We start from the raw sequence: 23643 nt of genomic DNA, 5'->3' as shown, positions 1-23643 counted from the left end.
CCCATCGAACACCTGGGCACCGACACTAAGACCTCAACAAAGGTTGAGCACAAGCCCATTCCGCGCCGATTCCGCGCACAGCGAAACAGCCATACGCTTTCGCGGCATCCGCACAGAGCCGTCGCCGAATCGACTGTCGCTCCGAAGTCGTCGGAGTCGCCGAAACCACCGTGTCGCCGAAACCGCCGGAGTCCGCCGTGCCGCCGGAGTTCCGAAACCGCCGTGCCGCCAGTGTCATCGTGTCGTCGGAGCCGCTGTGCCGTAGGAGTCGCCGTGTCGCTAGCGTCGTTGTGTCGCCAGAGTCCCCGTTACGCCAGAGTCGCCGCAGCTGCTGTACCCCCGGAGGCGTTGTGTCGCCGTGCCGTTGTGTCGGCGGAGTCGCTGTGCTGTCGGTGTCGCTGGGGCCGTTGTGTCGGCGGAGTCGCTGTGCTGTCGGTGTCGCTGGGGCCGTTGTGTCGGCGGAGTCGCTGTGCTGTCGGTGTCGCTGGGGCCGTTGTGTCGGCGGAGTCGCTGTGTCGTCGGTGTCGCCGGGGCCGTTGTGTCGCCGCGCCACCGAAGCAGCCGCGCGCGGATCTCGCGGCGGCGGTGCGGGCGTGCATAGGCTGGCAGAGTGGACGAGGAGCGGGTATTCGAGGGGTTGCGGCGCGCGATCATGGGCGAGGTCGACGCGTCCGCACGCAGGCGGGCCGAATACTCCTCGGATGCGTCGAACTATCGGGTGCTCCCCACTGCCGTGGTGTTCCCACGCGTGGACGAGGATGTGGCGCGCACTCTCGAGTTCGCCAAAAACAACGGGCTGTCGATTACCGCACGGGGCGCGGGAACCTCGGTGGCGGGCAATGCCATCGGCCCGGGGATCGTGCTCGACTTCAGTCGATATATGAATGCCGTCCGCGAGCTGGACCCACAGCAGCGGGTGGCGCGGGTCCAGCCGGGTGTCGTCCTTTCGGAACTACAGCGTCGGGCGGGGGCGTACGGACTGCGGTTCGGGCCCGATCCGTCGACGCAGAATCGGTGCACGCTCGGCGGGATGATCGGCAACAATGCGTGCGGACCGCATGCGGTGGCGTGGGGGCGCACCTCGGACAATGTGCGTGAACTGCGGATTCTCGATGGTACCGGTGCGGCGCGGACGCTCGCGGACGATCCGTCGGCAATCCCCGGGTTGCCCGAATTCACCAGGGCGAGTCTGGCCGTGCTGCGCACCGAACTCGGCCGATTCGATCGGCAGGCCTCCGGCTATGGGCTCGAACATCTAGTGCCGGAACGTGGTTCCGCGGTCGCCAAATCGTTCGTCGGCAGCGAGGGCACCTGCGGGATATTGCTCGAGGCCACGGTGGCATTGGTCCCGCTGCCACGGGCCACGGTGCTCACGGTGCTCGGCTATCCCGATATCGCCAGCGCCGCGGACGATATCGCGGCCGTTATGGCAGGTGATCCGATCGCGGTCGAGGGCATCGACGCGCGACTGGTCGATATCGTGCGGGTACACCGCGGCGCAACCAGCGGCGTACCGGAACTGCCGCGCGGCAGCGGCTGGCTGTTCGTCGAATCCGCCGCCGACACCGCCGCCGAGGCATATGCCGCGGCCGAAAAGCTCTGCCGGAGCGTCGGTGCGCTCGATGCCAAGATCGTCACCGATCCCGGTGTCGCCGCGGCGCTCTGGCGGATTCGAGCCGAAGGAGCCGGATTGGCCGGACGCACTCCGGCGGGTCATCCGGCGTGGCCGGGCTGGGAGGATGCGGCCGTCCCGCCGGAGCACCTCGGCGCATATCTGCGCAATTTCGCCGCGCTGACCAGCGACCACGGCGTGGACGGCCTGTTATACGGCCATATCGGCGACGGCTGTATCCACGTCCGGCTCGATCTGCCCATTGCCGATGCGCCGCAACGCTTTCGGACCTTCCTGCACGACGCGACCGAACTGGTGGTCCGCTACGGCGGATCACTGTCCGGTGAGCACGGCGACGGCCGGGCCCGCTCGGAATTGCTCTCGGCCATGTACTCCCCGGATGCACTCGACGTATTCGCCGGGTACAAGGCACTTTTCGATCCGGACGAGGTACTGAATCCGGGCGTACTGGTCGCCCCGCGTCCGATCGATGCGGATCTGCGGCTGGTCGGTGTGCGTCCGATCGAACGTGCCGGTGGTTTCGCGTTTCCACAGGACAGCGGTGATCTCGCCGCGGCCGTACATCGCTGTGTCGGTGTCGGCAAATGCCGTGCCGACACCCGGGCGACCGGTGGTTTCATGTGCCCGTCCTATCTGGCCACCGCCGACGAGAAGGACAGCACCCGCGGCCGGGCCCGGGTGCTCCAGGAGGTAGTGCGCGGCGCACTCCCCTGGTCGTCCGAGGCGGTCGCCGAATCGCTCGAGCTGTGCCTGTCCTGCAAGGCATGTCGCTCCGACTGCCCCGCCGGGGTCGATGTGGCGACCTATAAGTCCGAGGCGCTCTACCGCCGGTACCGACACCGCCCGCGCCCGATCGATCACTACACGCTGGGCTGGCTGCCGCGCTGGCTGGCTGCCATGAGCCGAATGCCGCGCGCGGTGAACGCATCGGCGGATATCGGATGGCTGCGTCGAATTGGTTTGCGCGCCGCCGGAATGGATCCGCACCGCGCGGTTCCGCGGCTGGCGGACCGCAGCTTCCGCCGGATCTGGCGTGAGCTGAACGAGCAGGCGGATTCGTCGAACCATCCGCGCGCAGCGGAGCCCGCGACCGGTCGAGCGCCGGCAACCGATATCGCCCGATCGCCGGCGGGCCTGCCATTGGCGGACGCCGCGCACGGGCAGGGTGTTGCGGCGCAGCAGGTCATGCTGTGGGTCGATACGTTCACCGACGTCTTCGACCCCGAAATAGGCTTGGCCGCAGTGGCATTGATCGAGTCGCTCGGCTATCGCGTGCGCATCCCCCGGCGACGCGTGTGCTGCGGACTCACCTGGATCAGCACCGGTCAGCTCGACGGCGCCCGAGCCCGCTTGCGGGCGACCCTGGATGCCCTGGATGAGCATGTGCGCGGCGGCGGCATTGTCGTCGGCCTCGAACCGTCGTGCACGGCCGTGCTGCGCGCGGACCTGCCGGAACTGCTACCGGAGGACCCCCGTGCGGCCGCGACCGCCGCGGCCGTGCGCACCCTCGCGGAGTTCCTCGCCGAACAGCCGAATTGGCGCCCGCCACCGCGGACCGGACAATCCGTGGTGGTCCAACCGCATTGCCATCACCATGCCGTACTCGGCTTCGATACCGATCGCCAACTGTTAGCCAGCATAGGGATAAATGTGACCGAAGTCACCGGATGTTGCGGCCTCGCGGGAAACTTCGGAATGCAGTCCGGGCACTACGACATTTCGGTCGCGGTGGCCGAGAATGGCTTGCTCCCCGCGCTGCGAAACGCGCAGGACGATTCGATCTTGATCGCGGACGGTTTCTCATGTCGCACCCAGGCGGCGCAGCTGAGCGGCCGCCGCGGGCTACACCTTGCGCAATTCCTGCTCGGCGAGTGAGTGTCAGCTGCCGAACGGCAGGGTGCCGGGCGGAATCTGGTAGCCCGAGCTGCCCGCGGAAACCGCACCCCAGGCATTGAGCAACCAGTTGAGCACAGTGGTGATCATTCGAAACCTCCGTTTTGGCGACTGCCAGCTATTTGCCGAACGCAACAATATCGCCACACCTATTTGTCACGTTACTAAATGTCGGCGTATCTGGGGTTATGTCGAATCTCTATCAAGAATCGCACACTCGGACCGAAACTCCGGTTTGCCACGCAACATTCGCACGCGGCAACGGTGGGCGAGAGGTCCGCGCACAGGTCCGGCGGGCACAATAGATCGGTGCGCAATCAGACGGCCGAACCGGACCAGAGCCGGTCCGGTCTGACCAGGACGGTCACCGCCGAGGGCCCGATCGACCTCGCGCCAACCCTCGCGCCGCTTTCCCGCGGTCGCGGTGACCCGTGTCATCAAGTCGCCACCGACGGTGCGCACTGGCATGCCTCCCGGATGCCGACCGGCCCGGTCACCTACCGCCTCAGCCAAGCCGGTAGCCATGCGGTCGACGCGCGCGCCTGGGGCCCCGGCGCCGCCGAATTCCTCGACGGTCTCGACCATATGCTGTGCCTGGACGAGGATCTGTCCGATTTCGTCCCGGAACATCCGAAGATCGTCGACGCGCACCGCCGCTTCCCCGGACTGCGCATGCTGCGCACCGGCCTGGTCTTCGAGGCATTGGTGCCCGCGGTACTCGAACAGAAGGTGCACACCGTCTCCGCCCGCGCGTCCTGGCGAAAGCTGGTGCGGCAGTTCGGCTCGCCCGCACCGGGGCCGGCACCCGACGGATTGCTGCTGCCGCCGGATGCCGATACCTGGCGCCGGATCCCGTCCTGGACCTGGCATCGCGCCAATGTCGGGCCGCAGCGCGCGCAGACGATCGTGCGCGCGGCCCGGCTGGCGGATGCGCTGGAGCGGGCGGTCGCCGAGGAACCCGCGGTGGCCGCACGGCGCCTGCGGACGGTGCCCGGTATCGGTGTATGGACCGCAGCGGAGATCGGCCAGCGCGCCTTCGGCGATGCGGATGCCCTATCGGTCGGCGACTACCACCTCGCGGCCATCGTCGGCTGGACCCTGCTCGGAGAGCCCATCGACGATGCCGCAATGGTCGAATATCTGGAACCGCTACGGCCACACCGTTATCGGGCCGTCCGCCTGCTGGAGATCAGCGGGTACGCGCACAAGCCGAAGTTCGGCCCGCGCACCCCGCTCACCGATCACACCTGGCACTGACCGGAGCCCTTGCCGGACAAAATGTTTCGGCAGCTCATCCGGCGGTCGGGCGGCAGCATGCCGACGATGGGCCACCGATTCGGCAGTCACCCACCGCAGCACCCGAAGGCAGTCCAGCAGCACATCCGGAACGCCGTGCTGGCGTGTGGTCGAGACAATGGCTGTCGGCTCGGCGGCGCTCATAACGGCAGCGCGCGCTCGTCCAACACACATTTGCCCGCCTCGACCAGTGTCGTGCGAGCCGCTCGGCGGACCCGGCACCGGTCGACGGTGCAGTCGATATGCAATTGCATTGCGGCGTGGGCTTGTTCGGTTGTCAGCACACCGGGGTCGCTGCCACAGGCCAGTAGCGAGGCGACATGCATATTCAGGTTGGTGAGTTGCATCAGACCACCTCCGCCCGGCGGCGGACCGAGCGGACATATCGGCTGTATCGGGAGACCGGCCCGTCGTCCCATGGGGCCTGCTGAATTGCCATCCCCAGGGCCTCGAGTGGGGTGAGTCCGATCCCTTCGGCGAGATTGCCGACCGCGCCGAGCAGTGCTGGCACCACCTCAGCAACCTGCAGGGCGGCAACCGCCTGGGGGCAGGTCAGGGTGCGCCCGGGCAAATAGGAAACCACCCAGCTCTCCTGCCCGACGCTGCGGGCTCGATGCGGGGTCAAATCGCTGGTCATCAACGACGACGCTATGACACTTACAGCCATGACTCCTCGTTCCTACGTGCGATTCCTGCGACGCTTGCGACGCGCCCCGGCGGCGGTAGCTTGCGTGACCACGGAGGGCGCCGCGAGTGTCGCCACCGAATCTGCGACGCTTGCGACGCGCCCGGAGGCGGTAGCTTGCATGACCACGGAGGGCGCCGCGAGCGTCGCCATCGAATACTGTGCGTGCCCGGAGCTTTCACCAAGCGAGGGGAACGACGCCTGTTCACTCCGGGCACATTTCCAGCACACCACCGTGACATGTCACGAACGACGTCCTTGGGGGATATCCGAAGATTTGGCGCGAATTCCCAGCACAAAACCCAACCGGGAAGGGAGGATTCTCCATAGTGGACGAAACAACCCGCTACCCAAGCGAAGTGACGGGGAACCGAGCTTGTGGGGTCGCCCCGGAGCAAACCTTTGGGTCTGTATCCGAGCCCGCGGTGTGCGCCGTGGGTCCGGAGGCGGAAGCCTGCGTGCTGACGTAGGGACCCGCGAACGTCGCAATTGAATACAGAACGGAGCGTGCTGTGTCAGCGAGTTCGGCAAGAGCGTCAGACAGTTCCCGGGATGCCGCGCGCGGGACCGAACCTTCGGACCGACTATCCCCGGACAGCACCGCCTCTACCCTACCCAGACGCCAACTCGGCCGATATCTTCGGGACTGGCGCACCCAGGCGGGCCTCACCATCGCCGAAGCGTCCAGGCTGATGGAGTGGGGCGCAAGCACCCTGCAGCGCTTGGAAAAAGGCCAGGCAGACCGCATTCGCACCATCGATATCCAAGAGCTGTGTCACATCTACGGCATCCCGGACGAACTGTCCGACGGCCTGAAGGGCCTGGCCCAGCAGGCCGCGGCCAAGAGCTGGTGGCACGCCTACGGCGACCTCATCCCGGAGAACTTCGACGTCTACGTCGGATTGGAGGCATCGGCCCGGCGACTCGCCTGCTACCAATCCGAACTCGTACTCGGCCTGTTCCAGATCGCCGACTATGCCCGAGCCCTCAATCGCCTTGGCTATCCCGATGATTCGGATGCCGAAATCGAGCGACGTGTCCAATTGCGGTTGCAGCGCCAGGCTTTGATCACCCGCAAGGCCATACCGGCGACGGTGGATGTGGTGTTGCACGAATCGGTCCTGCGCCGGGTGGTCGGTGGCGCCAAAGTGATGGCGGCGCAGCTACGTCATCTTGCCGATATCAGTACCCAACCCAATATTTGCCTGCGTATCCTGCCGTTCGCGGCCGGTGCTCCACTCGGGGTTTCCACCGGACCGTTCACGGTTCTGGCATTCGGAACCGATAGCAAGGGCCAGCCGGTCGAGCCGCCGGTGGTGTACGCCGAGGGCTTGACCGGGGATCTCTACCTCGAAAGACAAGCCGATGTCCAGCGGTACGATCGTGCGCACGAGTGCCTCCAGCGCAGTGCGCTGGATATTCAATCCAGCAGACATCTGCTTCGGCAGGTGGCGAAGGAGTATGTGGCATGAGTACGGATTTGGTTGGCGCGCAGTGGCTCGAGCTCACCCGCAGTGGCGCGGGTAAGGACTGCGTCGCCTTCCTAGAAGGCGGTCGGGTCGGCGTGCGCGACAGCAAGAATCCGAGTGGATCCGCCCTGGTCTTCACCCTGGGCGCATGGAATGTCTGCACCGCCGGTGTGGCGGGTGGCGAGTTCTGAGGGAGTTGCGAGGCGTGAGCATCAACAAGGGTGCGAATGTTGATCTGTCCGATGCTATCTGGCGTAAGGCCGGTGATGGCACCGGAAAGGACAGCGTGGAGGTGGCGTTGCTAGCGGAGGGTCACGTCGCATTGCGCGACGGTAAGAATCCCGATGGCCCGGTCCTGGTCTTCACGCCCGGTGAATGGACCGCCTTCACCGCGGGTGTGCACGATGGTGAGTTCGACCGGCCCGAGTAGTGCGATCGGCCCGGCGGAGTGCCCGCCGGGTCCAGTCACCTGACGGCCGTGCGATGCCCGGTGATCAGATGTGATCGAGGAGATCACGAAACAGTGCAGATTCGACAACGAAACTGTGTTTGCCGCTGGCGATTACGGGTAGACAACAACTTGTGGACCGTGGGCTCAAGAGTTCCCATCCCCGGTACAAGAAGTTGCGACCGGGCGATTGGGTGGAATGGCTGATCGTGGCACTGCTTTTCGCGGTGTCGGCGGTGGGTGTCTTTGTCCTCACCGGCTCATTTCTATCGTCGCTGTTCGTCGGCGTGCTGGTATGGATGGTCGCCGTCGGAGTCGTCGCGTTGTTATAAAGGGTGCGCCGACCGGCCGGGCATCGAATCCCGGCCGGTGGTCGCGAGGGTGGGTCAGCGCCGGAAGAGCTTGTTGCCCAACCAGACCAGCGGATCGTACTTCTGGTCCGCCACCCGTTCCTTCATCGGGATCAGGGCGTTATCGGTGATCTTGATGTGTTCCGGGCAGACCTCGGTGCAGCATTTGGTGATATTGCAGAGTCCGAGTCCCTGCTCGTCCTGCGCCAGATTGCGGCGGTCGGCCACATCGAGCGGATGCATCTCCAGCTCGGCGATTCGCATCAGGAACCGCGGGCCGGCGAAGGCTTCCTTGTTCTCCTCGTGGTCGCGGACCACGTGACAGGTGTTCTGGCACAGGAAGCATTCGATGCACTTGCGGAACTCCTGGGAGCGTTCCACATCGACCTGCTGCATCCGATAGTCGCCGGGCTTGAGATCGTCGGGAGGCGTGAAAGACGGTATCTCCCTCGCCTTCTGGTAGTTGAACGACACGTCGGTCACCAGATCCCGGATCACCGGGAAGGTACGCATCGGCGTGACGGTGATCAGTTCATCCGGCTGGAACGTCGACATCCGGGTCATACACAGCAGCCGCGGCCGACCGTTCACCTCGGCCGAACACGAACCGCATTTGCCCGCTTTGCAATTCCACCGCACCGCGAGATCGGGCGCCTGGGTGGCCTGCAGGCGGTGGATGATGTCGAGCACCACCTCACCCTCGTTCACCTCGACGGTGAAATCCTGCAGTTCACCGCCGTCGATATCGCCGCGCCACACGCGGAATTCGGCGTCATAACCCATTTTCCCTACGCCTCGCCTTCCGTGGCTGATACCGAACTTGCCGGATGGGAGGCGAGTTCGGCTGGGTTGTAATACTTTTCGAGCTCACCGAGATCGAAGAGCGAGAGCAGGTCGGCCCGCATCGGGATCTGGTCCTCGGAAACGACCTGAACGCCCGGCACCGGTCCGTCCGCGTCGGCGGGATCGATCGAGCACACCAGCAGCTTGTTGCGCCAGGCCGCATCCATGGTCGGGAAGTCGTCGCGGGTGTGTCCGCCCCGGCTCTCGGTGCGCAAAAGCGCTGCCTGCGAAACACATTCGCTGATCAGCAGCATATTGCGCAGGTCGAGGGCGAGATGCCAGCCCGGGTTGAACTGCCGATGCCCCTCCACCGTCATATTGGCGAAGCGTTTGCGCAGGTCTGCCAGGCGCGTGATGGCCTCCTGCAATTCGTGTTCCTTGCGGATGATGCCGACGAGATCGTTCATCGCCTGCTGCAGATCGGTGTGCAGGGTGTACGGGTTCTCCCCCGTCCCCTCGACAGGCGGATCGAACGGCGCCACCGCAGCTTTCGCGGCGGAGCTGATATCGGTGTCGGATACCGTTGGCCGCTCGGCCAGTTCCTCGACGTAGGTCGCGGCGCCGAGTCCGGCCCGCCGACCGAATACCAGCAGGTCCGACAGTGAATTGCCGCCGAGCCGGTTCGAGCCGTGCATACCGCCGGAACACTCACCCGCGGCGAACAATCCGGGCACGGTGGCCGCGCCGGTATCCGGATCAACCTCGATGCCGCCCATGACGTAATGGCACGTGGGGCCGACCTCCATCGGCTCCTTGGTGATGTCCACATCTGCGAGCTCTTTGAACTGATGGTGCATCGAGGGCAGTCGCCGCCGGATCTCCTCGGCGGGCAGCCGCGAGGCGATATCCAGATACACCCCGCCGTGTTCGGTGCCGCGCCCCGCCTTCACCTCCGAGTTGATGGCGCGGGCCACTTCATCGCGGGGCAGCAGATCCGGGGTGCGGCGCGCGGAGTCGTTATCGCGCAACCACTGATCGGCTTCTTCCTCGGTTTCGGCATACTGCCCCTTGAAGACCGGCGGGATGTACTCGAACATGAACCGCTTGCCTTCGCTGTTCTTCAGCACGCCACCGTCACCGCGCACACCCTCGGTGACGAGGATGCCCTTCACACTGGGCGGCCAGACCATGCCGGTCGGATGGAACTGCAGGAATTCCATATTGATCAGCGTCGCCCCGGCCCGCAGCGCAAGCGCGTGTCCGTCGCCGGTGTACTCCCACGAGTTGGAGGTGACCTTGTAGGACTTGCCGATGCCACCGGTCGCCAGCACCACCGCGGGCGTTTCGAACAGGACGAAGCGCCCGGACTCGCGCCAATAGCCGAACGCGCCCGAGATCCGGTCGCCGTCCTTCAGCAATTCGGTAATGGTGCATTCGGCGAAAACCTTGATGCGCGACTCGTAGTCGCCGGTCTCCGCGAAATCCTCCTGCTGCAGCGAAACGATCTTCTGCTGCATGGTCCGGATGATCTCGAGTCCGGTGCGGTCGCCGACATGCGCCAGTCGGGGGTAGGTGTGGCCACCGAAGTTGCGCTGGCTGATCCGACCATCGGCGGTCCGATCGAACAGCGCCCCATAGGTTTCCAGCTCCCACACCCGGTCGGGCGCCTCCTGGGCGTGCAATTCGGCCATGCGCCAGTTGTTGAGGAACTTGCCACCGCGCATGGTGTCCTTGAAATGGGTTTGCCAGTTGTCCTTTTCATTGGCATTGCCCATCGAGGCGGCGCAACCGCCCTCGGCCATCACGGTGTGCGCCTTGCCGAACAATGACTTGCACACCACCGCGACGGACAGACCGTGTTCGCGTGCTTCGATCACCGCGCGCAGTCCGGCGCCACCGGCACCGATGACGACGACGTCGTATTTGTGCCGTTCCACTTCTGGCATGGCCGCGAAACTCCTGGTTTGTGAGGGCGGTTAGTTGATGAACCGCAGATCCGAAATCGTGTCGCTGGCAACCAACATCACGTAGAAGTCGGTCAGCACCAGCGTGCCGAGGGTGGTCCAGGCCAGTGCCATATGGCGGGTGTTGAGCTTGGAGACCTGGGTCCAGAACCAGTACCGCACCGGGTGCGCGGAGAAGTGCTTGAGCTTGCCGCCCATGATGTGCCTGCAGGAATGGCAGGACAGGGTGTAGGCCCAGAGCAGGATCACGTTGCCGAGCAGCACGATATTGCCGAGGCCGAAGCCGAAGCCGCCGGTCTTGCCGTGGAATGCGTAGATCGCGTCCCAGGTATTGACCAGTGAAACCAGCACGGCCACATAGAAGAAATAGCGGTGCGCGTTCTGGATGATCAGCGGCAGTTTGGTCTCGCCGGTGTATTTGGCGTGCGGTTCGGCGACCGCGCAGGCGGGCGGCGAGAACCACACCGCGCGGTAATAGGCCTTTCGGTAGTAGTAGCAGGTCAGCCGGAATCCGAGCAGGAACGGCAGGACCAGGAAGCCCAGCGGCAGGATCGCCGGGATATGGCCGAACCAGGCGCCGAAGTGACGGGCGCCCTCGACGCAGTCGGTGCTCACGCACGGTGAGTAGAACGGCGTCAGGTAGTGGTAGTCGGCTACCCAATATGCCGTTCGCACATACGATCTGATCGTCGCGTAGATGACGAAGGCGGCCAGTCCTGCGGCCGTCGTTAGCGGTGGGATCCACCATCGGTCGGTGCGCAGTGTGCGCGCGGAGATGGCGGCCCTGGTCTTGCTGAAGACGCCGGTGCCCGTTTCCGGGGTGGCGGTCGGTGCGGCACTCACAGGTGGATGCCTCGCTGATCTGCTGTGCGGACGGTCCCCGTGACCTCCGCAATCGAATGTGATGCTGAGCACCATACGACAACCCGGCTATCGAGTGAGCGAGGTCCCGCCAAACATGACCCACCCTCAGGTCCGTGATTTCCGCCACATTCGATCGAGGTCTGCCTCCCGCGGGCCGCGGCGAGCCGACCGCGAAACCGCCGAACTCTCCTAAAACGGAACAGGATTCGAGCGAGTCCGCCGGCAAGGAAACCGCAGGTCGATTCTTCGGCCGCACGAACGTCACGCGGCGGCAACAAACGTGTGGTCACCTGTCTGGAGATTCAACCGCTGACGTGGGCTGATGCGACCGCTGCTCGCGGACAGCCCGGCCGGGGAAGGAGAGCCCAGATGAGGAGAGCCGCGATCGTGGCCCCGGTCCGGACCCCGAGCGGGATCGAGGGTGGCGCACTGTCCGGTATGCCGCCGGAATGGCTGGCCTCGACCGTCCTTTCGGCGGTGATCGCCCGCGCGGGCATCGATCCGCTGCGCATCGAGGATGTCGCGATGGCCAGTGTCGACAACCGGGCCAGCGCCCCCGAGCTGAGCCGGCTGGCCGCACGGGTCGCCGGACTGCCGTTCGCGGTGCCCGGATTCCTGACCGACCGCCGCTGCGGCAGTGGTCTGCAGGCGGTGATCACCGCGGCGATGATGGTGCAGACCGGTGCGGCCGATGTGGTGGTCGCCGGTGGGATCGAATGTTCGGCCGCCAGCGATTGCCTTTCGACCGATCCGTACCGGACCGGCGATCTGGCCAATGCCGAAGAGTTGGCGAATGTCGAAGAGCTGGCCCGCTATTACGGCATCAGCCGGGAGGCGGCCGACGAGTTCGCCGTCGCAAGCCATCGCAAGGCCGCCCGCGCCTGGCGGCAGGGCACCTTCTCCGCCGAGGTGATCCCGGTCGGGGTCGTCGACGATGACACGGACTGGAACGAATTCGATACCGCGGTGCGCCATCGGATCATGCGCGACGAAGGTGTGCGCGAGGACGTCTCCACCCGTACCTTGGCAATGCTGCGCCCGCTGATTTCCGACGGTGTGGTCACCGCGGGCAATATGAGTTCATATCGGCACGGTGCGTCGGCCTGCCTGGTCGTGGCCGAGGACCGGCTCGACGAACTCGGCCTGGTGCCGATGGCCTATCTGGTCGGCTGGGCCGCGGCCGGATGTGATTCGGACACCGCGACTCTCGGCGCCGCCCCGGCCGTCGCCAAACTGCTCGGCCGCACCGGATTCACCCTCGACGATCTCGATCTGATCGAGGTCAATGAGGGCTTTGCGGTGGAAGTGCTCGCACTGGCACGGGAATGGGAGCTGGATCCGCGTGAGCGACTCAACGTCAACGGTTCGGCGATCGCGCTCGGTCATCCGGTCGGCGCGACCGGCCTGCGGATCATGACCACGATGCTGCACGAGCTGGCCCGCACCAACGGCAATTACGGTCTGGAGGCGATCGCACTCGGCCCCGACCACGGCATCGCGGCTCTCTTCGAATCGGCGGGCGCCGCCCAGATCCCCGAGACTCCCCGCGGCGCCCGCTTTCACGGCGTCCGCCCGTCCCGCAGGTCCGGTCGGCACCGCGCCTCTTGAGTCGGAGGATCAGATCGAGGCCGCGCACGCGCTGTTCTAGCGGCCGCTGAGCAATCCGGACGGACCGCGGCAGCAGTATCGCGGGGGGAGAGCGCGAGCGAATATGCCAGGGGCGCAGTACATCCCGAGCTGCGGGGCTGCCACACATGGGGGTTGTTCACCGCACACGTGCGATTGCGCGTGTGCGGTGAACAAAGCGCGTATGCCAGCTTGCGTGCCGACCGGTACGGACGGCGCGCGGAACCGGGGGAGCTACTTCGTGCGCGGGCGGGAGTGGAAGCCGAGGCCCTCGTCCTGCGCGCCCATCCACGCCGCCTCGTCGGACTTGCTGTCCGGGACGTAGATGGTCTCCTGCGGGCGATGCGTGAGCTGCTGCGGCGGTGACTGCTCGAGTTCATCGGCATCGATCACGAGCCGCTCGAGGTCGTTTTCCAGTCGGCGCACCGAATTGGCGTCGCCATAGTGAGTGCGCAGTGCGCCGATGGATTGCCGGAGCTGCCCGACCGCGTAGCGGAGTTCAGCTATTTCGCTGCGTGTCATCGATACCTCCTGTGTTCCTTGGCGGGCAGACGAACTCGGTGGGTAGTGGATGCCTCCATGGTCTGCCTGGGAGCGCCCTGCACCAAGTCGTGTGACTCACCACACAACGTGATCTACAACACAGTACGTGAGGAATTGCGATCTGGCTCGTCGGACCAACTTTTCGGATGTTTGCCCAATCATTGCCAATGGGCGTGGCAAGTCATCCGTGCGCTTCGACGAACGCGAGCTCAGCTGGCAGTGGCGTATCCGGGACCCTGACCGCGCATGGCGATGATGACCCGATCGACCAGGTCGACTATGTAGGAGGCCACCTCTTCGGCGCGTTCCAGGTGCACGCTGTGTCCCGCGCCCTCGAGCCGGACCAGCTGTGAGCCTGCCAGTTGCGAGGCCAGCACCACCGAATGCGTGAACGGCACGACAATGTCGGCCGAACCGGCCAGCACCAACGCCGGAATGTCGCCGAGGCGCTGCAGCGACGCGCTCTCGTCGAAGGTGATCAGCGAGGCGAGGAAACTCGACATGGTGAGCAGCGGGGTGTCGTTCATCATCGCCGCGGCGATCGCGACCATGCGACGGTTCGTCGTCTTGGTGCCCATATTTGCCTCGCGGGCGATCGGCTCAAAGATCCGGCGGGACAGCCGCTTGGAGGCATGCATGAGCCGCGGTGCGCGCAGCACCGCAGTCTGTAGCGAGTTCACCGCGCGCCGATTCAGCAACCGGCCGAGTCCCACCTCGGTGAGGCCGTTGGCCGCGCCCGCGATCAGGCCGATGCCGACCACTCGGGTGCCGATCGCCGCCGGGAACAGCCGGGAGTAGGCCAGGGTCACCATCGCGCCCATCGAATGTCCGACCAGGATGATCGGGCCGGTCGGCACGACCGTGCGCAGTACGGCGTCGAGGTCGTGGCCGAGCTGATCGATGGTGTAGGTCGAGGGGTGGGCAACGCCGGACTCGCCGTGGCCACGGTGGTCGTAGAAGACCATTCGGGGGTCGGTTCCCCGATAGTCGGCCACGTCGACTTCGCCGACCGCTCCGTCGCTGTACTTACCCGGCCCGTCGGCTTCGCTGACCGCCAGCCCGCTGTGCCAACCCGCCCCGTCGACTTCGCCGACTGCCAGCCCGCTGTGCCAGCCCGCGCCGTCGGCTTCGCTGACCGTCAGCCTGCTGTGCCAGCCCGCGCCGTCGGCTTCGCTGACCGTCAGCCTGCTGTGCCAACCCGGCCCGTCGGCTTCGCTGACTGCCAGCCCGCTGTGCCTACCCGCGGCTTCGCCGACTGTCCCCCACTGTCGCCGCAGCTGATCGCGCAGGAATGACCAGGATTCGGTGCGCAGGCAGTGGCCGTGCACGAAGACGATGGTCAGGGGCGCGTCGTCGGCGCCGTGGGTGCGGACCGCGATCGGGACACCGTCGTCGGCCGACACCGTAATGCGATGGCCGTCGTAGTCGGCGGCCCGCCGGGCGATGGTCATGGACATGAAGGTTCTCCTGTGCCTCGGTGGACACCCGTACGGAGCGTTCTTGCCCGGTTGTCGAGTTGGATTCCCGAGCCGTTAGCACTCCATACCGGTCGTTATGTACGCGTTGTCCAACTGAGGCCGCCGATCGACATCGCGGGGTCGTCCGCTCGCCGCTCGGTGAATCTAAGAGCCAGTAGGTTAGACGCTAGATTCGGGTAGACAACCATGGTCGGCCGCAATTTGTCGGCCAATTGATCAGATTTGATCAGATTTCCTAGAAATCGCTATCGGGCGATCACGACTCCGAAGTATCGAAAATCTATCGGAATCTATCTATTTTCCAAGATTGTTAAATATTCATCGATTCAGTGCGGGCCCAGCTGCTCATGCACGAGCCGTCACCCCTGCCGCAGGTGACGGCTCGTACCGGCTCCGGCCTATTGCCGCGTCCAGATATCTCCTGCCATATCGCCCCTGGTCCAGGGGGCGGCCGAAGGTAGTCGAATGGCGGTCACCAAGGCCGTATTTACCGCCTTATGACTACGTTCGGCGAGCAGCCGAAGCGGGTAGTGCAGGGGCGGGGCAGTAGGTGGCCGCGTGACTGCGGGTGGACGGCAAGAACGGTTGCAGCAGATCGACCTCGGTCGACGGAGCCATCTGCCATTCCGCAATCCACGGTCCGATGCCCTCGCGCGGATCGAAGATGCCCTCCTCCAGCCATCGGTAGCGGCCGCTGGGCCGAGGCGTCATTTGCTCGGTTTCGCGCGGCGCTAGTTGACAGATAGGGGCGGGTCAGCGGCGGGAGCGGAGGTATTCGTCGTGGGCGAGGTCTTCGCGGTGGTAGCGCTGGGTGAGGGTGAGTAGGCGGTGGATTTCGGCGGCCATGGCGGGGGCGTCCATGGGGGCGGCGATGATGGGGTCGCCGGTTTTGACGTAGTAGCGGCCGTCGGGGTAGTCCATCCACCAGAAGCCGCGACCGGGGGTGGGGCGGGCGTCGACGGCCGGGCCCGCGTAGATGGTGATCTCACCCAGGCCGGAGCGGGTGCGCTGGAAAATGCGGTCCAGTTGTTCGAGGGGGCCGTAGTCGTGGGCGCGGCGGATATGGCGGTCGCGGTCGGCGGCGATCTCCTCGCGCCGGAACTCCAGTCGCGGTTGCGTGCCGGGACCGCGCTGCGGCAAGGCGGCGACGGCGTGGCTGCAGACCTGCTGGGCGGTGCAGTATGTGATGACCACATCGCCGCCGGTGTCGGCGGTGACGCCGGGCAATTGGGTCAGCGCGGCACCCATGCGGTCGCGGACCGCGCCGTGGAATCGGTAGGTCTCGGATAGGTAGGGGCCGCCGAAACCTTTCGACTCCACCCGGGCGTCCGGCTCGAGCAGCACCTCGATGGCGTGTTCGAGTTCGGGGGAGTATTTGTCGAGCAGGGCGGTGAGCGCGGCTTCGCGGTGGCGTTCCAGTTCGTCGAATTCGGTGATTTCCGTGCGGTAGTGCAGCGGGTACGGCAGCCGGTCGCGACCGTATGCGGCCCAGAGCATTTCGAACTCCAAGCCGGTGAGCCTGTGCTTGCTCACCCCGTCGGCTGCCATCCCCCTAGTACTGCTGTGCACCGTCGTGGTCACCGCCGATCACCGGGGGCACGGTCTTGGGTAGCGAATCCAGTCCGGTGGCTTCTTGTCCGTGCTCGGCGGTGATGAGGTAATCGGGAACACCCTTCTTGCGATCCTCATCGCTGCCCTTCCCCTGACCGGCCCCGCCCATGCCCGACATTCCGGATGTTCCGGCACGGCCTGATGCCGTGGTGCTCTGGCGCGCGGCCGAGGCGGCTGCGGTGGAGCCGGTGGTGGGTGTGCCCGCGACGCTGCGGCCCGGGCCGCCCGAGGTGGTGCCCGGACTACCCGTGCCGGTGCGGCCACTCGAGGGGCTGCCGATTCCGGGTGTCGCGGAGTGCGGGGTGCCCGTGGACGGACCGCTGGTTCCGGACGTGGTCGGTGTCGCGGTGGTGGGTGAACTGGATTGCGTTGTCGACGTGGTGCTTTGCGGATTCGTACTGGTGGGCGTCGTGGTATCCGACGTCACCGCCGATGGTTGCGTGCCCGTTTGTCCACCCGTACCGGATCCCGAGTCCCCGCCTGTCGGGCCGCCGTTGCCGTTGCCGTTGCCGGAACCACCACCCCCACCTGAATCGCCTGGTGAGCCACCGGGATTCGGCCCTGGTGTGACCGGGCCGCCGGGGCCGTCCGTGATCGTCGGCGCGGTGGGCATATACGGAAGCCCGACATCGGTCTGCCCCGCCACCTGGCCGTAGACCGTCCGCAGGATTCTGCGGCCCTCCTGCTCGGCCTCGGTCTGGGTGTATTCGCCGGACTTCATGACGCCGTCCTTGGGCAGCGTCTTACCGGTGATCTCCGGGCGTTCGGTGAGGCCGGGCATGAGTGCCTGGGTCTGCTCGAGGCCGGTCTTCATTTCGGAGAGCTTGAGGCTGGTCAGCGTTGCCGCCGTGGCGAGTGGGACGGATTTTTCGTAGTAGTTGTTCACCGCAGTCGTCGCGGCCTGTGCCGCCGCGCCCGTCCAGCCGGAGTGGCCGTTTTGGCCGGTGATGGTGCGTGCGAATTCGCGTTTGAAGGTTTCGAACGAACCCTGAAGTTCTAGACCGATATTCGCCCACGCGGTGACCGCTTCATCGACCAGTTTGGGCTTCATCGCCGAGACGGCGGTCTGCATTTCCTGGAGAGTGAGGTGGTCGTAGCTGTCCGGAGTGGTGATGTGCGGCGGTTGCGTCTCGCCGTCGAAGTTGTTGTAGCCGGATTCGGTCTTATAGATCCAGTCGCGATCCCGGTTCCACTGTTCCTGCGCTTCGATGATGCGGCGCTGGTAGTCCTCGTATGTCATTCCGGGGCCACCTGGTTGAACTGGGAGGCGCGGTGTTGGTCTTGGGCGACAAAGTTTGCGATCGCTTTGGCCACGACCTCTTTCGCGGTTTTGACGGACTCGATGTGCTGTTGGACCACGGTGTCCAGGGATCGATTGGTGCTAGACGCAGTTTCGGAGAACTTCTTCTCTAGAATCTTCCCGGAGTTGAACGTGCCGAGCCCTGTTATGTTGCTAATGAAATCGATCCGCTCGAGCACGGTGTTCAACCGGTCGATCTGATCGTCGCAGACCTTGTCCAGGTCCTTCCCGACTTCCGGGTCCAGCAACAGCTCACCGGCGTTGGCGCTGTCGAGCAGGCGGGTCCATTCGCCCGGGTTGATACCGCTGATCATTCCCCCTCCTTCAGCGTTCAGGCAGATACTTGGCCAAGGCTTCGCTGAGACGACTCACCTCTGCACATGGTTCACCCGCTCCGTCGACTCCGTATCGGTTGATCACATCGAATTCGACCATCCCGTGTGGCACCTCAACGGCGAGCCAGCACGTCATATCGTGCCTAGTGCCGGGCTGTCGAAACTGGAGTGCGGGACGGGAGCCGACGGTTGTTGACATGTAGTCGACATAGTCGGTCCGTTGTCTGGCCTCCTGGAGCGTGTGCTCGGACGACAGGACTCCGAGGGTGTATGTCTTGGGTACGGATAGCCAGCTGCAAACCTTCCAGCCGGTGAAGTCGACTCCCGCGACCTTGTTGTCCTTGGTGGAAGTGTTCAACCCAAGCGCAGAGATTGCGGAATCGGGGATGGTACACGGATCCCAGATCGCGGCTTCAGGATCGACCGATGCCGTCGCGGCTGCCGTTGACCTCGGTGCGCTCGACGTGACCACAGTCGGCTTCCCATCCGTCGAATCGCCGTTGCACCCGGCAAGCAGCAGTGCCGTGCCAAGGGCCAAGGCCGCAGTAGGCAGCACCTTCGCTCGACCAGTCATTCGCGAACCCCTTCGCCGCCACCGTATGCCGAGGGGCTACGCGATATCCCCCGATGCCCACGCACTTTACCGCCGGACGCTTGCGACCAGCAATGAGAGGGCAGGACCAACAAGATCGAGACCTCCCGCATCAGATGAGCGGGAGGTCTCGAAGCGATCGACTACGACCGGTGGAATTCCCCATCAGCGATGGCGGCAGCGAACGCATCCCACGCGCCGCCACCGAACACCAGCGCTGGGCCGTCCGGATTCTTCGAATCTCGCACCCCGACGACGCCACTGGGCAGGAAGGCGATCTCGACGCAATCCTTGGTTGCTGAGCTGCGGGTGCTCTTGAACCAGCGAGCTCCTGCAAGGTCGATCTGGTACTTGTCGCTCACGCGCCGTACTCCCTAGCTAGCTGCCGAAGCAGACTCCTGCTCGCAGTCTCATCCAACGCAGAGCGCCGGATGGACTCATGAGCCACATGGTAACGCTCCACATCACCCGGCGACTCCAGATATAAATCCCCAGTGAAGTTTTCAAGGTAGACAACCGGTGGCTCGATGGGCTGCATCTTCTTGTCCAGTCCGAATTCGACGACAGTGAACAGCCCGACCGGATCACCCAACGGGATACCGGCCGAGTACGGGAGTACTCGGAGCGTGACGTTCGGCAGTGTCGACATGTCCGCAAGGTGTCGACACTGTGCACTCATGACCCGCGGGTCGCCGACGACCCGGCGTACCGCACATTCAAGGAGAACAGCGTTCAATTCCGTAGCGTGCCGCTTGCGGGTCAAAATCCGCTGACGGCGTCGCTTCACTTCGACCCGACGATCGATCTCCCTGCTGGAGATACCTGGGAGCGCCGAACGCAGAAGTGCACGTGCGTAATCCGGTGCTTGCAACAGCCCGAGCACGATATCCGGCGCGTACGACGTCAGCCGTTGCGCCGCCGCTTCCAACCCCACGTACACGTCGAAGTCTTCTGGGACAAGCTTCCCGTACTCATGCCACCAGCACTTCCCCGAAGCCTCCTGCGCCAGCCCGAGCAGCCCTGCGGTGACGACATCGTTGGCGTCGTACACACTGCACAACTCCCGAATATCCAGCAGCCGTACCTTGTTCGTCTGTCCAGTCTCCAATCGCTGTAGCGTCGTCGTGCCGCGTTCGATCAGCCGCGCGGCTTCCGGCATGGTCATTCCGGCCTGCAAGCGCAGGTCTCGGAGGTGCCGTCCCAGCTGCCGTCGCGGCACCGTGCTTCCTGTTTCCGACATGGCCCCCTGCCTTCGGTCTCGGATCTGAAGAGATTCGTCCGTGGATGGATGTGTTCCACGCGAACGGATTTCGTCCTCGCACTTCGGTGCGAATGGCTGAAAAACCCCATGAAGAAGCTGACTCCTCCGCCTGTCGCGTGCTCTGCTGTTGCCGCGCCCGGCCGGTGAGCCGTAGGAAACCGAGAAGCCCATTGGATCACAACGGATCGCCGTTATCCGGAAATTCGGCCGGGCGCACCGGAATTCACCGATACGAACCGAGGCATCCATGACCCACCCAGCACTCGACACATCCGACTCACCCCGAGGGCTGCCATGCTGATCGACCCGCTGCCGACCAAAGGAGCGGTGCTGCGCGCCTGCCGCGGCGTCGAACACACCGAGCACCCACTGCTACAGGCGGCCTACGAACTCACCTGCCTGCACGAACGCCGCCGCACCCACCCATCCCCTGCCGCCGCCCGCAACGAACTCGCACCACAATGCTCGCCCGACCACGGCTGCCAAAACCCCGAAATAGACACCCGCAGAACACATCTGGTCCGCGAAATCGACCACTGGATCCACGCCAACCTACCCCCCGCCCACGGCTCCGCCTCAGTACACACCGAAACCCTCGGCACCGTAATCGACCGCCTAGCCGCCTACACCGCCACCGCCTACACCGCCCTCACCAGCCCCTCCGACCACGCCCTCGGCGAGGCCTGGGAGCGCCTGGCCGAACTGGCCATCGCCTACGAAGACCTGACCACCGACCTGACCACCGGCCGCCGCCGCCTCCCAGGCGGTCCCTAACCTGCGGCTGCCCACCATCGGTTGCCGACGCGCACTTGCCGACGCGCTGAGCAGCCTCGCATCCAAGCGGTCAGGTTGGCCCTGCTCCGCTCGTGCGCGACACGCGACCAGCCCTGCACGCAACCGCTTCCACAACGACAGCAGTACCGGCTCGAGCTCGGTCATGAATGCCCGGACGAGGAACTTCCGGCCAACCACCGCAAGCCTCATCACCTGGCTGTTGACTCGGGCAGCGCGCGGCGCAGGATGCGAGGGGGTAAAGACCACGATGTCATCCAAAGCGTCCCCCGCTCGACCACCGGCCGCCGCCTGCTCGGTGGCCCCTGAACCGACCCCCTGCTGCGGACCGCACCAAATCCAGGCTCGCACAGAGGTTCTGATTTTCGACTCGGTGTGTGTGCGGAGCGTCGATATGAGACCAGGTCGAAGGTATGTGAACTCCGTTGGCCCCCAACGCGAGTCCTAACCCCACCGTTGCCGATGACCTGCGTCGCCCACCGACTCGCACCGACAACACATGCGTCGCGGAGGCGCGCCGCCGCGCCGAGTCAAAATTGGTCGCCCAGCTTGCGACTGCTCCAGCTGATCAGGAACTGCGGCGATTACCCAGCGCTGCCGCCCTCTATGTCGGCAGCATGTCGCTGATCCGTTCGACGTGCCGCGAGGACAACGGCCAGCGCATTGCGACTATGTCGAGCATGGACTTGATGCGCGCGGAGTCCTCCAACAGTGTCGGTGGTATCGGGGGCTGCAACAGATACTCGATATCGTTGAGCAAGCGGGCCGAGTCTTCGTGATCCATATGAGCCGCCTCGCGGCTGATCTCCGCCAGCTGTGATTGATCGCCGACCCGATAGGCGACGATTCGAACTTGCGGTCCGATCTCCTCGTCCCGCCCGAATTCCTCAGCTAGAGCCAATATTTCGGCACGCGGGAGGTCACCTGTACGGCCCAGGGAGTCGATCGCATACCTCCGCACCGCGCCATACTCGTCGATATCGCGCACGCACTCGACCAAATCGGCGGTCCCATGCCCCGGGTAGCTTCCCAACGCCTCGGCAATGGAAGCGCGCACTATCCACGACGGGTCGGCGCGCAGCTGGTCCACAAGGACGTCGATCGCGGGGCCATACCGAACGAGGCCAAGCGACTCCGCCGCTTCGTTGCGAACCATCTCGTCGTCATCCGACAGCATCCGCAACAACACCGGCCCGACAACCGGAACCTGTGCTACACCGAGGTATCCGATTGCGCGCGCCGCTTCACTACGCACAGCGACATCGCGCGACTCGACGAGCGGCAGGATGTCGGCGACGGCTCGACCGTCGCCGAGCCTGATCAACTCGATCATCGCACGGACCTGCTCACCAGGATTTCCCGATGTCAGCGCCGAATTGAGCGGGGAACCTCCGCCGTCCACTTGTACTCACATCCTTCGATCGCTGTTTTCGGCGAATTCCCGTGCTTCCGAGATCGACTGCTGATCGGCCTCCGAATATGCCTGTGCGGCGATGCCTTCCACCCCCCGTGTCGCGCAGGGTCGCGATCCGCGTGTCGATCTCATCGAGGTGATCGGCGATATAGGCGGCCAACCCGGACAGCTGGGCCATGATCTGTTCGAGTTCGTCCAGGTCGTGACCGTATCAAAAGTGTGCACGAGCAGTGATTAACGATGGATTAGCTGTAAATTCTCGTGCCGCCCGATCCGTGCAACAACCCGTGCTGGCGCCACTACGGTGTTCTCGTCCGATGGATCCTCGCGGTCGACTCCAGGTCAACTTGTCGAACTATATCCGCAGGTAGGCATTGTGTGGGTGCGGGGCAGGTCCGCGGCAGTCTCTGTTTGCCCCCTTACTTCGCGCACGAAAGAGGCGCACAATGGTTCCGATATCCGGCTTCAGGGTTTGCGATTAACAGGTAGCTGAATGTCTGCTGACAATATTCGGGCGGGCATTCGCTGTGATGACAGCGTCCACATGCTGGGGCGCGGCGCCTGGATCCACTGATGGCATCGCGGCCGCGCTCCGCATCACACTCCGCGCCGGGCACCGCGAACGCTGCCTGTAGCGACTTGGCCGCACTCGCCAGTTCGGCGCCATCAATCGATAGGAGAGCCATGTCAGAACAGAACAAGGCCGCGGCAAGGCGCGTCTTCGACGCATGGAACGCGCGAGACCTCGCGGTGTTCGACGAGGTTATTGCAGCCGACTTCATCGACCACGATCCACAGAACCCATTCGCCGATGTCCATGGTCCCGACGGCTTCAAACGACTCGCGCAGATGTATCTCGCCGCGTTCTCGGACCAACGGTTCTTGGTCAACGAACAGATCGCCGAAGGCGACTTCGTCACCACCCGATGGACGGCGACGGGCACCAATGACGGCGAGATGATGGGCATGTCCGCGACCGGCAAACCAGTGGTGGTTCAGGGAATTACGATCAGTCGGTTCCGGGACGGCAAGGCCGTCGAATCCTGGGTGTGTTGGGACACGCTCGGGATGATGCAGCAACTCGGCGTCGTCCCATCGGCGCATTCCGCAACAACCTGACTCGCAACGTGGATGCGCACCGTGTCCTTGTTGAGCGAGAACACGGGCGGGATATGCGCACACGGTTCGGTCCGGAGTTCGGAGGGCCGAAACCGTGCACGAGCGATCATGCGCATGCTACGAGCCGTCACCCCTGCCACGGGCACCAATGACGGCGAGATGATGGGCATGTCCGCGACCGGCAAAC

At 64.9% G+C, this 23643-nt stretch carries 23 protein-coding genes and 1 pseudogene; 9 read left to right on the top strand and 15 right to left on the bottom strand.

What is annotated here, in order from left to right; all coding sequences use genetic code 11:
- The first annotated feature begins 652 nt into the window (after positions 1-652).
- Positions 653-3508, top strand: coding sequence for an FAD-binding and (Fe-S)-binding domain-containing protein (locus ABZW16_RS09790; RefSeq protein WP_354954207.1), 2856 nt, complete (start codon positions 653-655; stop codon positions 3506-3508).
- 327 nt (positions 3509-3835) lie between these two features.
- Entirely contained in the window at positions 3836-4783 is a 948-nt protein-coding gene (locus tag ABZW16_RS09785) for a DNA-3-methyladenine glycosylase 2 family protein (RefSeq protein ID WP_354954115.1), read from the top strand.
- Between the two features lie 179 nt (positions 4784-4962).
- Here the strand turns inward: ABZW16_RS09785 and ABZW16_RS09780 are convergent, their stop codons facing one another.
- Together ABZW16_RS09780 and ABZW16_RS09775 are read right to left on the bottom strand one after the other, a co-directional pair.
- Positions 4963-5169 carry a hypothetical protein gene (locus ABZW16_RS09780; protein WP_354954113.1) on the bottom strand — a complete coding sequence of 69 codons (207 nt, stop codon included), beginning with the start codon at positions 5167-5169 and terminating at the stop codon, positions 4963-4965.
- Positions 5169-5459: a hypothetical protein gene (locus ABZW16_RS09775; RefSeq protein WP_354954111.1), complete on the bottom strand. Its 291-nt coding sequence runs from the start codon at positions 5457-5459 to the stop codon at positions 5169-5171. Before ABZW16_RS09775 ends, ABZW16_RS09780 begins: the two co-directional genes overlap by 1 nt.
- 560 nt (positions 5460-6019) lie before the next feature.
- On the opposite strand from ABZW16_RS09775, the gene ABZW16_RS09770 reads away from it, so the two are divergent.
- The 4 genes from ABZW16_RS09770 to ABZW16_RS09755 all read left to right on the top strand — a co-directional run bounded on the left by ABZW16_RS09770 (position 6020) and on the right by ABZW16_RS09755 (position 7756).
- Positions 6020-6979 carry a helix-turn-helix transcriptional regulator gene (locus ABZW16_RS09770; RefSeq protein WP_354954109.1) on the top strand — a complete coding sequence of 320 codons (960 nt, stop codon included), beginning with the start codon at positions 6020-6022 and terminating at the stop codon, positions 6977-6979.
- Positions 6976-7167, top strand: a complete 192-nt coding sequence (locus tag ABZW16_RS09765; RefSeq protein ID WP_354954107.1) for a DUF397 domain-containing protein — start codon at positions 6976-6978, stop codon at positions 7165-7167. The genes ABZW16_RS09770 and ABZW16_RS09765 overlap by 4 nt, the downstream gene beginning before the upstream one ends.
- A 14-nt stretch (positions 7168-7181) precedes the next feature.
- Positions 7182-7406: a DUF397 domain-containing protein gene (locus ABZW16_RS09760; RefSeq protein ID WP_354954105.1), complete on the top strand. Its 225-nt coding sequence runs from the start codon at positions 7182-7184 to the stop codon at positions 7404-7406.
- Positions 7407-7558: 152 nt separating this feature from the next.
- The gene (locus ABZW16_RS09755; protein ID WP_354954103.1) at positions 7559-7756 is read left to right on the top strand and encodes a hypothetical protein; all 198 of its coding nucleotides are present in this window, start codon (positions 7559-7561) and stop codon (positions 7754-7756) included.
- A gap of 54 nt (positions 7757-7810) precedes the next feature.
- Here ABZW16_RS09755 and ABZW16_RS09750 read toward each other — a convergent pair whose 3' ends face one another.
- From ABZW16_RS09750 to ABZW16_RS09740, 3 genes are read right to left on the bottom strand one after another with little or no spacing between them, the layout of a single operon-like run.
- Positions 7811-8557: a succinate dehydrogenase/fumarate reductase iron-sulfur subunit gene (locus ABZW16_RS09750; RefSeq protein ID WP_354954101.1), complete on the bottom strand. Its 747-nt coding sequence runs from the start codon at positions 8555-8557 to the stop codon at positions 7811-7813.
- Between the two features lie 5 nt (positions 8558-8562).
- On the bottom strand, positions 8563-10503 hold the full coding sequence (locus ABZW16_RS09745) for a fumarate reductase/succinate dehydrogenase flavoprotein subunit (RefSeq protein ID WP_354954099.1): 1941 nt from the start codon (positions 10501-10503) through the stop codon (positions 8563-8565).
- A gap of 30 nt (positions 10504-10533) precedes the next feature.
- On the bottom strand, positions 10534-11364 hold the full coding sequence (locus ABZW16_RS09740; protein WP_354954097.1) for a hypothetical protein: 831 nt from the start codon (positions 11362-11364) through the stop codon (positions 10534-10536).
- Between the two features lie 390 nt (positions 11365-11754).
- Between ABZW16_RS09740 and ABZW16_RS09735 the strand changes: the two genes are divergently transcribed.
- Complete coding sequence (locus ABZW16_RS09735) at positions 11755-12993, top strand: acetyl-CoA C-acyltransferase (protein ID WP_354954095.1); 1239 nt, start codon at positions 11755-11757, stop codon at positions 12991-12993.
- Between the two features lie 252 nt (positions 12994-13245).
- On the opposite strand, the gene ABZW16_RS09730 is transcribed toward ABZW16_RS09735, so the two are convergent.
- From ABZW16_RS09730 to ABZW16_RS09690, 9 genes and pseudogenes are all read right to left on the bottom strand, one after another.
- Positions 13246-13533: a hypothetical protein gene (locus ABZW16_RS09730; RefSeq protein WP_354954093.1), complete on the bottom strand. Its 288-nt coding sequence runs from the start codon at positions 13531-13533 to the stop codon at positions 13246-13248.
- A gap of 230 nt (positions 13534-13763) precedes the next feature.
- Entirely contained in the window at positions 13764-15011 is a 1248-nt protein-coding gene (locus ABZW16_RS09725) for an alpha/beta hydrolase (protein ID WP_354954091.1), read from the bottom strand.
- Between the two features lie 522 nt (positions 15012-15533).
- Positions 15534-15725: pseudogene (locus tag ABZW16_RS09720) on the bottom strand (hypothetical protein); the annotation flags it as partial.
- A 60-nt stretch (positions 15726-15785) separates the two neighbouring features.
- Positions 15786-16580, bottom strand: a complete 795-nt coding sequence (locus tag ABZW16_RS09715; protein WP_354954089.1) for an ESX secretion-associated protein EspG — start codon at positions 16578-16580, stop codon at positions 15786-15788.
- A 4-nt stretch (positions 16581-16584) separates the two neighbouring features.
- The gene (locus tag ABZW16_RS09710; protein WP_354954087.1) at positions 16585-17883 is read right to left on the bottom strand and encodes a hypothetical protein; all 1299 of its coding nucleotides are present in this window, start codon (positions 17881-17883) and stop codon (positions 16585-16587) included.
- The gene (locus tag ABZW16_RS09705) at positions 17880-18257 is read right to left on the bottom strand and encodes a hypothetical protein (RefSeq protein ID WP_354954085.1); all 378 of its coding nucleotides are present in this window, start codon (positions 18255-18257) and stop codon (positions 17880-17882) included. Before ABZW16_RS09705 ends, ABZW16_RS09710 begins: the two co-directional genes overlap by 4 nt.
- 10 nt (positions 18258-18267) lie before the next feature.
- Entirely contained in the window at positions 18268-18852 is a 585-nt protein-coding gene (locus ABZW16_RS09700) for a DUF3558 domain-containing protein (protein ID WP_354954083.1), read from the bottom strand.
- Between the two features lie 161 nt (positions 18853-19013).
- Positions 19014-19232: a DUF397 domain-containing protein gene (locus ABZW16_RS09695; protein ID WP_354954081.1), complete on the bottom strand. Its 219-nt coding sequence runs from the start codon at positions 19230-19232 to the stop codon at positions 19014-19016.
- Positions 19229-20110 carry a helix-turn-helix transcriptional regulator gene (locus tag ABZW16_RS09690; RefSeq protein WP_354954079.1) on the bottom strand — a complete coding sequence of 294 codons (882 nt, stop codon included), beginning with the start codon at positions 20108-20110 and terminating at the stop codon, positions 19229-19231. Before ABZW16_RS09690 ends, ABZW16_RS09695 begins: the two co-directional genes overlap by 4 nt.
- Positions 20111-20425: 315 nt before the next feature.
- On the opposite strand from ABZW16_RS09690, the gene ABZW16_RS09685 reads away from it, so the two are divergent.
- Entirely contained in the window at positions 20426-20905 is a 480-nt protein-coding gene (locus ABZW16_RS09685) for a DUF4254 domain-containing protein (RefSeq protein WP_354954077.1), read from the top strand.
- A 622-nt stretch (positions 20906-21527) separates the two neighbouring features.
- On the opposite strand, the gene ABZW16_RS09680 is transcribed toward ABZW16_RS09685, so the two are convergent.
- On the bottom strand, positions 21528-22325 hold the full coding sequence (locus ABZW16_RS09680) for a HEAT repeat domain-containing protein (protein WP_354954075.1): 798 nt from the start codon (positions 22323-22325) through the stop codon (positions 21528-21530).
- A gap of 651 nt (positions 22326-22976) precedes the next feature.
- Between ABZW16_RS09680 and ABZW16_RS09675 the strand changes: the two genes are divergently transcribed.
- A complete protein-coding gene (locus ABZW16_RS09675; RefSeq protein WP_354954073.1) occupies positions 22977-23456 on the top strand; it encodes an ester cyclase in 480 nt (159 codons plus the stop codon).
- Positions 23457-23643 lie beyond the last annotated feature (187 nt).

This window comes from Nocardia sp. NPDC004604 (assembly GCF_040609795.1).
In the GTDB taxonomy this organism is placed as follows: domain Bacteria; phylum Actinomycetota; class Actinomycetes; order Mycobacteriales; family Mycobacteriaceae; genus Nocardia.
Note: the sequence above shows the minus strand (reverse complement) of the source record. Positions and strands in the feature narration are given on the sequence as shown.

Bases quoted from the DNA above. Each gene is read 5' to 3' on its own strand.
- ABZW16_RS09715 (WP_354954089.1), bottom strand. From the start codon at position 16,580: ATGGCAGCCGACGGGGTGAGCAAGCACAGGCTCACCGGCTTGGAGTTC.
- ABZW16_RS09765 (WP_354954107.1), top strand. From the start codon at position 6,976: ATGAGTACGGATTTGGTTGGCGCGCAGTGGCTCGAGCTCACCCGCAGT.
- ABZW16_RS09730 (WP_354954093.1), bottom strand. From the start codon at position 13,533: ATGACACGCAGCGAAATAGCTGAACTCCGCTACGCGGTCGGGCAGCTC.
- ABZW16_RS09700 (WP_354954083.1), bottom strand. From the start codon at position 18,852: ATGACTGGTCGAGCGAAGGTGCTGCCTACTGCGGCCTTGGCCCTTGGC.
- ABZW16_RS09735 (WP_354954095.1), top strand. From the start codon at position 11,755: ATGAGGAGAGCCGCGATCGTGGCCCCGGTCCGGACCCCGAGCGGGATC.
- ABZW16_RS09745 (WP_354954099.1), bottom strand. From the start codon at position 10,503: ATGCCAGAAGTGGAACGGCACAAATACGACGTCGTCGTCATCGGTGCC.
- ABZW16_RS09780 (WP_354954113.1), bottom strand. From the start codon at position 5,169: ATGCAACTCACCAACCTGAATATGCATGTCGCCTCGCTACTGGCCTGT.
- ABZW16_RS09790 (WP_354954207.1), top strand. From the start codon at position 653: ATGGGCGAGGTCGACGCGTCCGCACGCAGGCGGGCCGAATACTCCTCG.
- ABZW16_RS09725 (WP_354954091.1), bottom strand. From the start codon at position 15,011: ATGTCCATGACCATCGCCCGGCGGGCCGCCGACTACGACGGCCATCGC.
- ABZW16_RS09705 (WP_354954085.1), bottom strand. From the start codon at position 18,257: ATGATCAGCGGTATCAACCCGGGCGAATGGACCCGCCTGCTCGACAGC.
- ABZW16_RS09710 (WP_354954087.1), bottom strand. From the start codon at position 17,883: ATGACATACGAGGACTACCAGCGCCGCATCATCGAAGCGCAGGAACAG.
- ABZW16_RS09690 (WP_354954079.1), bottom strand. From the start codon at position 20,110: ATGTCGGAAACAGGAAGCACGGTGCCGCGACGGCAGCTGGGACGGCAC.
- ABZW16_RS09685 (WP_354954077.1), top strand. From the start codon at position 20,426: ATGCTGATCGACCCGCTGCCGACCAAAGGAGCGGTGCTGCGCGCCTGC.
- ABZW16_RS09750 (WP_354954101.1), bottom strand. From the start codon at position 8,557: ATGGGTTATGACGCCGAATTCCGCGTGTGGCGCGGCGATATCGACGGC.
- ABZW16_RS09775 (WP_354954111.1), bottom strand. From the start codon at position 5,459: ATGACCAGCGATTTGACCCCGCATCGAGCCCGCAGCGTCGGGCAGGAG.